Source organism: Streptomyces broussonetiae (genome assembly GCF_009796285.1).
In the GTDB taxonomy this organism is placed as follows: domain Bacteria; phylum Actinomycetota; class Actinomycetes; order Streptomycetales; family Streptomycetaceae; genus Streptomyces; species Streptomyces broussonetiae.
Genome location: NZ_CP047020.1, coordinates 4,479,952 through 4,492,451, shown reverse-complemented (window position 1 = coordinate 4,492,451; position 12,500 = coordinate 4,479,952). Strand labels below are relative to the sequence as shown.

The window sequence follows — 12,500 nt, the reverse complement described above, 5'->3', positions numbered from 1 at the left end:
GGGGCTACAGCACCCTGCGGGCCAGCACCTGCCCCGGCCACTTGTCCTCGCCCACCGTGAACGCCTCGGTGCGGGTGAATCCGTTGCTCTCGTAGTAGGCGACCAGCTTGCCGTCGTCGCCCGCGTAGCAGTCCACGCGCAGCAGCGAGACCCCGGCCCGCCGGGTCTCCTCGGCCGCGTGGGCGAGCAGGGCGGCGCCGGCGCCGAGGCCCTTGAAGCGGCGGTCGGTGGCGAAGAGATGGATGTACCGCTCGGGCTCGTCGGCGGGTTCCAGGTACGGGCCGGGACCCTTGCTGAGCGTGAGGGTGGCCGCCGGGGAGCCGTCGACCTCGGCTATGTACGGCGTGCCCTGGGCGGTGTACCGGTGCACCAGCTCCACGGCCCGTTCGTTCTCCGACCAGGACCCGGTGCCCCACTGGCCGGTACGGCCCTGGGAGACCAGCCACTCCACGGCGCTGTCGAGCATGCCGAGGACCAGGGGAGCGTCGCCGGGACCGCCTCGGCGGATGGTGATCGTCATGGTCCGATCCTGCCGTGTCCGTCTGGGAAGGTGAAGGACATGAGACTCTTCGCCGCGGTGCTCCCGCCGGAGCACGTCGTCCAGGAACTCGCCGCCGAGGTGGCCGAGTTGAAGAGGCTGCCCGGCGCCGGGGCGCTGCGCTGGACGGGCCGCCCCGGCTGGCACTTCACCCTCGCCTTCTACGGCGAGGTCGCCGACGACGTCGTACCCGCCCTGTCGGACCGCCTGTCCCGCGCGGCCCACCGCACGCCACCCTTCCGGCTGGCCGTCCGTGGCGGTGGCCAGTTCGGCCACGGGCGCGCGCTGTGGGCCGGGGCGTCCGGGGACCTGGAGACGCTGCGCCTGCTGGCCGAGCGGGCCGAGGCGGCGGCACGCAAGGCGGGCGTGCCGATGGCCGAGCACCGGCGCTACCAGGCACACCTGACCGTGGCCCGGAGCCGGGACGGCTTCGAGGTACGGCCGTACGTCGACGCTCTGGCCGGGTTCACCAGCAGCGACTGGGCAGTGGCCGAGCTGGTGCTGATGCGCAGCAATCTGCCGCGCTCCGGGGTGCGCGGGGAGCAGCCCCGGTACGAGGCGGTCGGCCGCTGGGCGCTGGGGGCGGGCGGTTAGCCGGGTACCGCCCCCGCGCCGGGGCGCGGGCGTCGGCGGTGGCTCACGCGTGTGTGCTCTGCCGGCCGGTCGTGCTGCCCGCCAGCCACTGGGCCCAGCTGAGGGTGAAGGCCGCATAGCCGTTGTCCGCGGCGGTGTCTCCGCGCGGGGAGCCCTTGATGGTGATGGGGTCGCCCTGCTCGACGTGGTCGTAGAACCACTCGGAGTCGGCCAGCGAAAGGTGGACGCAGCCGTGCGAGCCGTTGGCGTGGCCGGGGTAGGGGTCGGCCTTGGAGTAGTGGACGTACGTGCCCGATGCCGTGAGCTGGACGTCCCAGGGCAGGGTCAGGTCGTAGTAGTTGGCCGTGTCGTTCTTGTCGCAGCTGATGCCGACGCTGCAGGAGGTCATCCGTACCCAGCGCTGCTTGTCCATCACCGCCATGGTGCCGTCCCAGGAGGGGAAGACCGGGCTGCCCGCGTCGATGGGCAGGGTGCGCAGCACCTTTCCGTCGCGGGTGATCGTCATCGTGTGCTGCGGTACGGACACGGTGGTCCGGAAGTCGGCGCCGATGGTGAAGGTGTGCCGGTAACTGCGTGTGCCGTAGCGGCCGTTGCCGTCGGCGACGTCCGTGAGGTCGGCGTCGAGCGTCACCTTGGTGCCGGACGGCCAGTAGTTCTGCGGCCGCCAGTCGACCCGGGTGTCACCGAACCAGTGCCAGGCACCGGTGACCGGTATGGAGGTGGTCACCTTCAGGTGCCGTTCGATCCCGGCCCGCGCCGAGGCGGCCACCGGCTTGCTGAACGTGACGGAGACCGGCATGGCCACCCCGACGGTGGCGCCGTCGCGCGGGACGATCGTGTCCAGCAGCATCGGCGGCCCGGACGGGTGCGTCGGAGCCGGAGTCGGCTTCGCGCCCGTGCCGGTACGGGCCGTGCTCCTGGGCGAGGGCTTCGCATCCGATGCCGTCGCCGTCCCGCCGCACCCGCTGGCGCTCGCCAGTACGGCACCCGCCAGCAGCACCATTCCGATACCGCGTCTCGCTCGCCCCAACACTGCGTCCCCCTCCGGCTCTTATCCGTACATGCCCAGCATCTTCAGACACCTCGATTCGGCCGGATCGGTTGCATGAGTTCGCGTATCCGTACCCGCAGTCCTGTGTGATCCACGTCTCGGTCCGTGTCCGTGCACACCGGAAAGGCGTAACGGACCTCACTGCCCGAAGGCCCCGCCGACCCCACCCGGCAGCCGCGGAGCGCCTGCGAAGGAATTAGGCTCGACGGCGTGGACCCGAAGACGCGGAACCGGATCATGGCCGGTGTGCTTGTGCTGATGTTCGTGGTGGTCGCTGTGTCGGCGGCCGTCAGGTAGCGGCGGGGATCCGGGGCGCGGGGCCGCCTGCCGAACGCGGTCCCGCACCCCTGGGGCGTCGCCCCTCACGAAGCTGCCGGAAGCACCGGCCTCACCAGGCGAAGGCCTCCGGGGACGGTCCCGGACCCGGGAAGACCTCGTCCAGGCCGCTCAGCAGCTCCTCGCCCAGCTCCAGCTCGGCGGCCCGCAGGGCGGACCCGAGCTGCTGTGCCGTGCGCGGACCGACGATGGGCCCGGTCACCCCGGGCCGGGTCAGCAGCCAGGCCAGGGCCACCTCGCCGGGCTCCAGACCGTGCTTGTCGACCAGGTCCTCGTAGCTCTGGATGCGGGCGCGGGCGGCCGGGTCGTTCAGCGTCTCGGCGGCGCGTCCGGAGGTACGGCGACCGCCCTGGGCCTCCTTCCTGATGACCCCGCCCAGCAGACCCCCGTGCAGCGGCGACCAGGGGATGACCCCGAGGCCGTAGTCCTGCGCGGCCGGGATGACCTCCATCTCGGCCCGTCGCTCGAAGAGGTTGTACAGGCACTGCTCGCTGACCAGCCCGATGGTGCCACCGCGCCGCGCGGCGATCTCGTTGGCCTGGGCGATCTTGTAGCCCGGGAAGTTGCTGGATCCCGCATAGAGGATCTTGCCCTGCTGGACCAGGGTGTCGATCGCCTGCCAGATCTCCTCGAACGGGGTGTCCCGGTCGACGTGGTGGAACTGGTAGAGATCGATGTGATCGGTCTGCAGCCGCTTGAGGCTGGCGTCCACGGCCCGCCGGATGTTCAGCGCGGAGAGCTTGTCGTGGTTGGGCCAGGCGGCCTGGCCGTCGGGGGCCATGTTGGCGTAGACCTTGGTGGCGAGGACGACCTTGTCGCGCCGGTCGCCGCCCTTGGCGAACCAGTTGCCGATGATCGATTCCGTACGGCCCTTGTTCTCGCCCCAGCCGTACACGTTGGCGGTGTCGAAGAAGTTGATGCCCGCGTCCAGCGCCGCGTCCATGATCGCGTGGCTGTCGCCCTCATCGGTCTGTGGACCGAAGTTCATGGTGCCGAGAACGAGCCGGCTGACCTTGAGTCCCGTGCGTCCTAGCTGCGTGTACTTCATGGTCCACAAGCCAACGGCTTGAAGTGCGCTCGAGGCAAGCGGGATTGGGCTGGTCGCGGGGAGCCTGTTTCGGTCGCGTACGCCTGTCCGACCCCCCACGCCTGCCACATGGCCCCCGCGAACGCCTCCGCGATCCGGTGTTCGCCGCTCGCGTTGGGATGGGTGCCGTCGTAGGTGTCGGTGTGGATGTCGTACGGCTCGGGGGGTGAGGCCAGCAGCAGGGGTGAGCGGGGCTCGTCCAGGTCGGCCACCGTCTTGGCGAGCAGGATGTTGAAGAGGTCCACCTGGGCTGCGAAGGGCTCGTCCGCCGTGGCCCGGATGTTCGGGATCACCGGGAGGACGACCATGCGTATGCGCGGGGCGGCCTCCCGCGCGCCGGCGACGAACGCCCGTACGTTCTCCGCCGTCTGCTCCGCGTTCGTGTAGAAGCCCAGGTCGATCAGGCCGAGGGAGACCAGCAGGACGTCCGGGCGATGCGCGCGCACCGCGTCCTCGATCAGCGGGGCCATGTGCAGCCACCCCTCGCCCCAGCCGGCCAGATGGCAACGGGGGAAGTCGGGTTCGGCGTACGCATACGACGCGGGCGCGTCCGCCGACTTGTCGTACAGCTCCTCCCGTGGGCCGACGAACGTGAACGGGTCGCCGTACGTCTCGCACAGATGCCGCCACAGCCGGTAACGCCACGTGTGCTCGCCCGCGCTCCCGATCGTCATGGAGTCACCTACGGGCATGAATCTGAGCATCCGCTCATGATGGACGATCACGCCCGCCCATGGGATGTGAGGCCCACCACGTCCGCCGCGGCCCGGACGGACACCTCCGCCGAACCCCCGGAGCAGATGGCAGGCTTGGGCCCATGCGCCGATCATTCGCCGCCGCCCTCGCCACTCTTGCCGCAGCGCTGCTCACCGGCGCCTGCGCGCTGCCCGCCGCCGCCGACGGTACCGGTACCGGTGACCAGGGGTTCACCTTCAAGGACTCGCGGATCGGCGAGTCCAGTGGTCTGGCCGCCTCCCGGCAGCACCCCGGCATCTACTGGACGCACAACGACAGCGGCGACGGACCGTACATCTACGCCGTGGACAGCCGCACCGGGCGGACGGTCGCCCGGATCACCCTGCGCGGCATCGGGGCCCCGCGGGACGTCGAGGCCATCTCCATGGGGCCGGACAACCAGATCTACCTCGGCGACATCGGCGACAACCTCGGCGGCAAGTGGCCGTACGTCTGGATCTACCGGCTGCCCGAGCCGAAGGCGCTCAAGGACGAGACGGTCACGGCGACGCAGTACGTCGTGAAGTACGCGAACGGGCCGCGCGACGCCGAGTCGCTGATCGTGCACCCCAGGACCGGGCGCGTCTACATCGTCGACAAGAAGGAGGACGGCGGGCACCTGTACGAGGGCCCGGCCACCCTCTCCACCTCCGGCGCGAACATCTTCAGGACCATTGCCGCCGTCGACCTGTGGGCCACGGACGCCGCCTTCTCCCCGGACGGCCGGCAACTCGCCGTACGCGGGTACTTCGGCGGGATCTACTACGACTGGAACGGCGGCCGGATCAAGCGCGAGGGCCAGCTCGACGTGCCTCTGCAGGGCCAGGGCGAGGGGGTCACCTACTCCGTCGACGGGACCAGGCTGCTGTACAGCTCCGAGGGCGTCGGCAGTGCGGTCGTGGCGAAGGACGCGCCCGGGCGGTCCGCCGCCAGTTCTTCTTCTGCGGGCGGGAGTTCGGCAGCGGCAGGCGGTGCGGGCGGTGTGGGCGGCGGGGGCTACAAGGTCGGCGCCGTCGTCGTCGCCGTCGTGGCGGTCGCCTTCTTCGGGCTGCGGTGGCTGCGGCGGCGGGGCTGAGCGGTCCCACCGGGCGGTCCCGTCGAGCGGCCCCACCGGGCGGTCCCACTGGGCGGATTCACCGGCCGGACTCACGGCACGGACTCACCGGTCGGAGGGGTCCGCCCACTTGCCGGGCGGCGTCTCGGGCACGGGCCGTACCTCGTAGTGCAGGGTCCGCGCGCGCATCAGTTTGTGCGACAGCGGCACCAACACCCCGTGCATGAGCGGGTACTTGTGCCGCAGCAGCCGTGCCGCGTGCCGGTCCTGCGGGCTGCCGTGCTCCAGCAGCCGGGCCCGCGCGTGGATCTCGGGCCCGGTGGGGGCGCCGCGCACGGTGGAGGGGGCCAGCTCCACCTCGGGGTTGTCGCGCAGCCGCTTGACCTTCCAGGTGGTTCCCGGGGTGCGGAAGTAGGCGTGGTCGCCCTCGACGGCGATGTTCACCGGGGTGCCGACGCCGGTGCCGTCCCGCTTGTGGGTCGTGAGCAGGGCGGCGTACTGCTTGACGAACGGGGCGAGCGCGGGGCTCGTGCGCGCACTGGTCATGCCTCCATGGAGACACCGAACGACGCACTCCTCAAGTCAGGGACGCGCCCCGGCGCCCTGCTGGAGGTGGCCACGCCGTTCGAGGCCACTGCGGTTCTCCCGCCTCACTTCACACACCCCGGCGCCGGGAAGGCCGTCGTGCCCGCGGGGTGGCCGCCGCCCTCCATGTTGGTGAGGAGCGCGGGGGCGGGCCCGTAGGGGTTCAGGATGCGGGCGACGAAGCCGGCGCTCCTCGGCAGCGCGGGGCGCGCGCGGTTGACGACACCGCCGAAGCGTGTGCCGTCACCTTCGTCCTTGAAGAACGCCTCGGGCCCCTTGGGGCCGTTGCTCAGCACGGCGACGACTCCGGCGCCGATGGACGACTCCTGGACGAGGGTGCAGCCCCGTGCGTCAGGGGTGCCGGCCCCGGGGAGCCGGAAGGTGTGCGTGCCGCCCTTGGCGGAGGCCACCCCGAGCGCGGGCGCGGAGCCGCCCGCCCCCACCAGGCGCAGCGAGAGGCCGCGTTCCCGGGCCGTGCCGTGGCCTCGGTCCAGCTTGGCGAGGACGCGGTACATGTAGGCATCGCCCTGCCGCCAGTGCGCCGGCACGGCGCGGATCCACGCCTCGGGGCCGCCGGCGTGGGGGTCGTCGCGCAGAACGGCGACCATGTTCTGGCCGATGGCGACGGCCTTGCCCGCGTAGCGTGCGGACGGGCCGGCGGCGGCACCGGTGGCGGGTGCGGCCGAGGCGGTCGCCACCGGCAGGGCTGCGGTGGCGACCACGGCACCCAGCAGGAGCGAAGCGGTCGGCAGGGAGCGGCGGTGGCGTGCAGACGCGGCTGGCATGGAAGAACTCCTCGACGCGACGACCGGAAACACCGGCCATGTCCCCGTGCCAGAATTGTCGCGCAAAATCAGCAGCTCGCCACGGAGGGGACGGGGCGGCTGCGCGGAAGGCTCTGCCTCGGCCGTGCCTTCCGCGCAGACCAGCAGCTTCTGCTGCGAAGTCGCAGGTGCTACAGCTTCTCGATCACGAAGTCGATGCACTTCGTCAGCGCCTCGACGTCCGCCGGCGCGATCGCCGGGAACATCGCGACGCGCAGCTGGTTGCGGCCGAGCTTGCGGTACGGCTCGGTGTCCACGATGCCGTTGGCGCGCAGGACCTTGGCGACGGCGGCGGCGTCGATCTCGTCGGCGAAGTCGATCGTGCCGATGACCTGCGAGCGCTTGGCCGGGTCGGTGACGAACGGGGCGGCGTACTTGGACTCCTCCGCCCAGGTGTACAGACGGGTCGAGGAGTCCTTGGTGCGGGCCGTGGAGAAGGCGAGGCCGCCCTGGCCGTTGAGCCACTCCAACTGCTCGTTGAGGAGGAAGAGCGTGGCGAGGGCCGGGGTGTTGTACGTCTGGTTCTTGCGGGAGTTGTCGATCGCGGTGGGCAGCGAGAAGAACTCCGGGACGTGGCGGCCGCTCGCGTGGACACGCTCGGCGCGCTCGACGGCGGCGGGCGAGAAGATGCCGATCCACAGGCCGCCGTCGGAGGCGAAGGACTTCTGCGGGGCGAAGTAGTAGACGTCCGTCTCGGACACGTCGACCGGGAGGCCGCCCGCGCCGGAGGTGGCGTCCACGAGGACCAGCGCGCCCTCGTCGGCGCCGGCCACGCGCTTGATCGGCATGGCGACACCGGTGGAGGTCTCGTTGTGGGTGAAGGCGTAGACGTCGACGCCGGCCTCGGCCCGCGCCTGCGGGTGGGTGCCGGGGTCGGTGGAGATGACGGTGGGCTCGGCCAGCCACGGGGCCAGCTTGGCCGCCTTGGCGAACTTGGAGGAGAACTCGCCGAAGCTCAGGTGCTGGGACTTGTTCTCGATCAGGCCATGGGTGGCGATGTCCCAGAAGGCGGTCGAGCCGCCGTTGCCGAGGACCACCTCGTAGCCCTCGGGCAGGGAGAACAGCTCGGAGATGCCCTCGCGGACCTTGCCGACCAGGTTCTTGACGGGCGCCTGGCGGTGGGAGGTGCCCAGCAGGGACGTACCGGTGGCGGCGAGGGCGTCCAGCGCCTCGGTACGCACCTTGGAGGGGCCCGCGCCGAAACGTCCGTCGGCGGGCTTGATGTCAGCGGGAATCTGGATGTCGGCCACGAGTCGGAGAGTATCCGGTGGGCCAAACCGGGCGGAACCGTGTCCGTCCGATGAGACAAGATCGCCGAGCCGCGGACTTGTAAACAAGTACGACGATATGCGCGAGGCTGTGGAAAACTCGGGGTGACTGAGCGTGAGCGGATGCATCCTGGACGCATGACAGAGCTTGCCGTTGCACTGCGCAGGGCCGTCCGGGGCGAGGTGGGTTTCGACGTCACCTCCCGGGCGCTGGTCACCATGGACGCGTCCAACTACCGGCGGGTCCCGGTCGGCGTCGTGGCTCCGGCAGACGCCGACGACGTGGCCGCCGTGCTCGAGGTGTGCCGGGCCCACGGGGTGCCCGTGGTGGCGCGCGGCGGTGGCACGTCGATCGCCGGGCAGGCGACGGGCACGGGCGTGGTGCTGGACTTCACCCGGCACATGAACGGCCTGCTGTCGATCGATCCCGGGACCCGCACGGCCGTCGTGCAGCCGGGGCTCGTCCTCGACCGGCTCCAGGAGGCCGCCGCCTCGCACGGCCTGCGGTTCGGCCCCGACCCCTCCACGCACAGCCGGTGCACGCTCGGCGGGATGATCGGCAACAACTCGTGCGGCTCCCACTCGGTCGCCTGGGGCACGACCGCGGACAGCGTGCGGGAGCTGTCCGTCGTCACGGCGCGCGGGCGGCGGCTGCGGCTCGGGCAGGGCTGGGCGGGCGCGCCCGCGGGGCTGCGCGAGCTGGCGCAGGGGGAGCTGGCGCGGCTGCGTACCGGCTTCCCGGACCTGCCCCGCCGCATCTCCGGGTACGCGCTGGATGCGCTGCTGCCCGAGAAGGGCGCCGATGTCGCCCGCTCCTTCTGTGGCTCCGAGGGCACCCTGGGCGTGCTGACCGAGGCGGTCGTACGGCTGGTGGAGGCCCCCCGCGCGCGTGCCCTCGCCGTGCTGGCGTACGGCGAGGAGAGCGCCGCCGCCGAGGCGGCCGCGGGTCTGTTGGCGTACGGCCCGCTGACCGTGGAGGGGATGGCGGCCGACCTGGTGCGCTCGCCCGCCGGGCTGCCCAAGGGGGGTGCCTGGCTGTTCGTGGAGACCGGCGGGGAGTCGGCGGCCGAGGCACACGCGCGTGCGCAGGAGATCGTCCGCGCGGCCGACGTGGTGGACTCCCTGGTGGTGACGGACGCGGCCACCCAGCGGGTCCTGTGGCGCATCCGCGAGGACGCGAGCGGTACGGCGACCCGGATGCCCGACGGCTCCGAGGCCTGGCCGGGCTGGGAGGACTGCGCAGTGCCGCCCGCCCGGCTCGGCGCCTACCTGCGCGACTTCCGTGCGCTGCTGTCCGCCCACGGCCTGCGCGGCACGCCGTACGGCCACTTCGGCGACGGCTGCATCCATGTCCGTATCGACTTCGACCTGCTCACCGAGGCCGGCATCGGCCGCTTCCGCCGCTTCTCCGAGGAACTGGCCGACCTGGTGGTGGAGCACGGCGGCTCACTGTCCGGGGAGCACGGCGACGGACAGGCCCGCGCGGAGCTGCTGCCGCGCATGTACGGCGCCGAGACGGTCCGGCTCTTCGAGCGGGCCAAGGCGCTCTGGGACCCCGACGACCTGCTCAACCCCGGCATGCTGGTCCGCCCGGCCCCGCTGGACACCAACCTCCGCTTCTCCGCGCTCCCGGCCCGCCCGGTCGACGTGGCCTTCGGCTACCCGGCCGACGGCGGCGACTTCCGCGCGGCCGTGCGCCGCTGCGTCGGCGTCGCCAAGTGCCGTACGACCACGGCGGCCGGCCCGGAGGTGATGTGCCCCTCCTTCCGTGCGACCGGCGAGGAGGAGCACTCCACGCGCGGCCGGGCCCGGCTGCTGCACGAGATGCTGGCGGGCGAACTGGTCACCGACGGCTGGCGGTCCACGGAGGTCCGCGACGCCCTCGACCTCTGCCTGTCCTGCAAGGGCTGCCGCTCGGACTGCCCGGTCGGCGTCGACATGGCCACCTACAAGGCGGAGTTCCTGCACCACCACTACGCCGGCCGCCGCCGCCCCGCCGCACACCACAGCATGGGGCGGCTGCCCGAGTGGCTGCACCGGGTCGCCCGCACCCGTACGGCCCCGCTGCTCAACGCGCTGGCGTCACTGCGACCGCTGGCCACGGCCGGCAAACGCCTCGGCGGGATCGCGCCGGAGCGGGAGATCCCCCGGCTGGCGAGGCGGACGTTCACCTCCTGGTGGCGCGCCAGGCGGACGGCCCCCGAGTCCACGGGAGAACGGGTCGTGCTGTGGCCCGACACCTTCACCGAGCATCTGTCCCCCTCTGTCGGCAGGGCCGCCGTCCGGGTGCTGGAGGCCGCCGGGCTTCGGGTGATCCTGCCGCCGACGCTGCTGCCGCGCGCGGCAGCGCTCGGCACCGGCCCGGCCAGGTCGGCCGCCGCGCTGCTCACCGCCCGCCGGGCCCGTGTCTGCTGCGGTCTGACGTACGTCTCCACCGGCCAACTCGACCGCGCCCGAACGGTGTTGCGCCGCACCCTGGACCTGATGGAGCCGGTGCTGCGGGCGCGGCTCCCGGTCGTCGTCCTGGAACCGAGCTGCGCGGCGGCCCTGCGCACCGACCTGCCCGAGCTGCTGCCCGACGATCCGCGCGCCGCCGCACTGTCCCGGGCCGTCCTCACCTTCGCCGAGGCCCTCGAGCGGCATGCCCCGCACTGGACCCCGCCCGCCGCGGACCGCCCGGTCGCCGGCCAGACCCACTGCCACCAGCACGCGGTGCTCGGTGACACCCCGGACCGTCGCCTGCGCGCGGCGGCGGGCCTCACCGGCGAGCTGGCCGGGGGCTGCTGCGGCCTCGCGGGCAACTTCGGCTTCGAGAAAGGCCACTTCGAGGTCTCCCGCGCCTGTGCGGAGGAACAGCTCCTGCCGTCGGTCCGCGAAGCGCCCGATCGGACGGTGGTCCTGGCGGACGGCTTCTCCTGCCGTACCCAGCTGGAGCAGCTGGCCGGGGTGCGGGGACGGCATCTGGCGGAAGTCCTGGCCGAGGCGCTGGAAAAGGAGACGGGAGGCACAGAGGGCACAGAGATCTGACACCGGATCATCAGGCGCCACCGAGCGGTTCGTGATGCGGTTGCGCGAGCATGTATTCGACCATGTACAGCAGTTGCCGCCCCACTTCTTCCAGCGCCACCGCCAGGGCGATCCGCTCTCCCGGCTGACCGGGGATGTCGAGGCGATCGAGGCGATGGTCGTCTCGGGCCTGGTCGGCGCCGCCTCGGCCGCGTTCTCCGCTCTCTTCTACGCCGCCGCCGCGTTCTGGCTGCGCTGGGACCTGGCCGCCGCCACCTTCGTCCTTGCGCCCCTGTTCTGGCTGGCCGCCCGCCGCTTCTCCGGTTCCATCAAGGACGTCTCCCGCGCGGGCCGGGTCGCCGACGGCGCGATCACCTCCGTGGTGGCGGAGTCCCTCGGCAACATCGTGCTCACCCAGGCCTACGACCGCCGGGACGCCGAGCGCCGCCGGCTGAGCGAGGAGGCGAACGCCTGGTTCCGCGGCCTCGGTCCGTTCCACCCGGCTCAACGAGGCCTACGAGCAGCTCGTCCAGGTCATCGAGACGGTGTGTGTGCTCGCGGTGATCGGCATCGGTGCCTGGGAGATCTCCACCGGCCGGATGACCCTCGGCCGGCTCCTCGCCTTCGCCGCCTTCCTCGGCTACCTCTGCCCGCCGGTGCGCGGCCTCGCCCAGCTCGGCCTGACGATCAACGCCGCCACGGCCGGTGCCGAACGGCTCATCGAGATCCTGGACGTGAACCCCTCGGTCACAGACCCCCGCAGGGCGACCGAGGCAGGCCGCCCGGACGGGACGGTCGAGGTCCGGGACGCCACCTTCACCTGTCCGGGCGCCGACCGGACCGCCCTCCAGGGCCTCTCCTTCACGGTCGGTCCCGGTGAGCTGGTGATCGTCACCGGCCCGAGCGGTGCCGGAAAGTCCACGGTCTCCAAGCTCCTGCTCCGCTTCTACGACCCCGACGCGGGCGAGATCCTGCTGGACGGCGTCCCCCTGCGCGACTTCCCGCTGGCCCGGCTGCGCGAGTACATCACCCTGCTCCCGCAGGAGACCCTCGTCCTGCACGACACCGCTGTGTGAGGAGATCCAGGGGGCGCAGGCCCGGGCGGTGCCCCAGATCCCGCCGCCGGCGTACGACGACGGGGCCCGGGCGCCCGCTGTGCCCGAACCCCGGAGACGGTCGCCCGGCACGCCCGACGCGCCCGACGCGCCCGGTCCCCCCCAGCCCGCCCAGCCCACCTACGAGCCCTACGGGAACGTGCCCGCGTACCTCCCCGACGGCCGTCCTCCGTTCCGGGCGGAGGAGTCCTGGCCGGGACATGACCCCCGTCCGGATCCCCACGGCCGGGACAGCCGCTTAAAGGGTTCACGCTCCTGTCGAAGTCCATTACCCTGGACCTGGTAGTACATCGCGATGGACGTACTC

The 12,500-nt window shown here is 72.2% G+C and carries 10 protein-coding genes and 1 pseudogene; 4 read left to right on the top strand and 7 right to left on the bottom strand.

Going from position 1 to position 12,500, the window contains the following annotated elements:
• Positions 1-4: 4 nt before the first annotated feature.
• On the bottom strand, positions 5-520 hold the full coding sequence (locus tag GQF42_RS20720; RefSeq protein WP_158922054.1) for a GNAT family N-acetyltransferase: 516 nt from the start codon (positions 518-520) through the stop codon (positions 5-7).
• Positions 521-559: 39 nt separating this feature from the next.
• Here GQF42_RS20720 and thpR point away from each other — a divergent pair, with 39 nt between their 5' ends.
• Positions 560-1,132 carry an RNA 2',3'-cyclic phosphodiesterase gene (thpR, locus tag GQF42_RS20715; protein WP_158922052.1) on the top strand — a complete coding sequence of 191 codons (573 nt, stop codon included), beginning with the start codon at positions 560-562 and terminating at the stop codon, positions 1,130-1,132.
• 43 nt (positions 1,133-1,175) lie between these two features.
• Here the strand turns inward: thpR and GQF42_RS20710 are convergent, their stop codons facing one another.
• The 3 genes from GQF42_RS20710 to GQF42_RS20700 all read right to left on the bottom strand — a co-directional run bounded on the left by GQF42_RS20710 (position 1,176) and on the right by GQF42_RS20700 (position 4,310).
• Entirely contained in the window at positions 1,176-2,135 is a 960-nt protein-coding gene (locus GQF42_RS20710) for a L,D-transpeptidase (RefSeq protein WP_233273403.1), read from the bottom strand.
• A 436-nt stretch (positions 2,136-2,571) separates the two neighbouring features.
• On the bottom strand, positions 2,572-3,567 hold the full coding sequence (locus GQF42_RS20705) for an aldo/keto reductase (RefSeq protein ID WP_158922048.1): 996 nt from the start codon (positions 3,565-3,567) through the stop codon (positions 2,572-2,574).
• Positions 3,564-4,310 carry a GDSL-type esterase/lipase family protein gene (locus GQF42_RS20700; protein ID WP_158922046.1) on the bottom strand — a complete coding sequence of 249 codons (747 nt, stop codon included), beginning with the start codon at positions 4,308-4,310 and terminating at the stop codon, positions 3,564-3,566. Before GQF42_RS20700 ends, GQF42_RS20705 begins: the two co-directional genes overlap by 4 nt.
• 113 nt (positions 4,311-4,423) lie before the next feature.
• Between GQF42_RS20700 and GQF42_RS20695 the strand changes: the two genes are divergently transcribed.
• Positions 4,424-5,416: a WD40 repeat domain-containing protein gene (locus tag GQF42_RS20695; protein ID WP_158922044.1), complete on the top strand. Its 993-nt coding sequence runs from the start codon at positions 4,424-4,426 to the stop codon at positions 5,414-5,416.
• An 84-nt stretch (positions 5,417-5,500) separates the two neighbouring features.
• Here the strand turns inward: GQF42_RS20695 and GQF42_RS20690 are convergent, their stop codons facing one another.
• From GQF42_RS20690 to serC, 3 genes are all read right to left on the bottom strand, one after another.
• On the bottom strand, positions 5,501-5,941 hold the full coding sequence (locus GQF42_RS20690) for a PPOX class F420-dependent oxidoreductase (RefSeq protein ID WP_158922042.1): 441 nt from the start codon (positions 5,939-5,941) through the stop codon (positions 5,501-5,503).
• A 104-nt stretch (positions 5,942-6,045) separates the two neighbouring features.
• A complete protein-coding gene (locus tag GQF42_RS20685; RefSeq protein WP_158922040.1) occupies positions 6,046-6,765 on the bottom strand; it encodes a hypothetical protein in 720 nt (239 codons plus the stop codon).
• A gap of 170 nt (positions 6,766-6,935) precedes the next feature.
• Complete coding sequence (serC, locus tag GQF42_RS20680; RefSeq protein ID WP_158922038.1) at positions 6,936-8,054, bottom strand: phosphoserine transaminase; 1,119 nt, start codon at positions 8,052-8,054, stop codon at positions 6,936-6,938.
• A gap of 156 nt (positions 8,055-8,210) precedes the next feature.
• Here serC and GQF42_RS20675 point away from each other — a divergent pair, with 156 nt between their 5' ends.
• Positions 8,211-11,099, top strand: a complete 2,889-nt coding sequence (locus GQF42_RS20675; RefSeq protein WP_158922036.1) for an FAD-binding and (Fe-S)-binding domain-containing protein — start codon at positions 8,211-8,213, stop codon at positions 11,097-11,099.
• Between the two features lie 16 nt (positions 11,100-11,115).
• Positions 11,116-12,145 (top strand): annotated as a pseudogene (locus GQF42_RS20670) (ABC transporter ATP-binding protein); the annotation flags it as partial.
• Positions 12,146-12,500 lie beyond the last annotated feature (355 nt).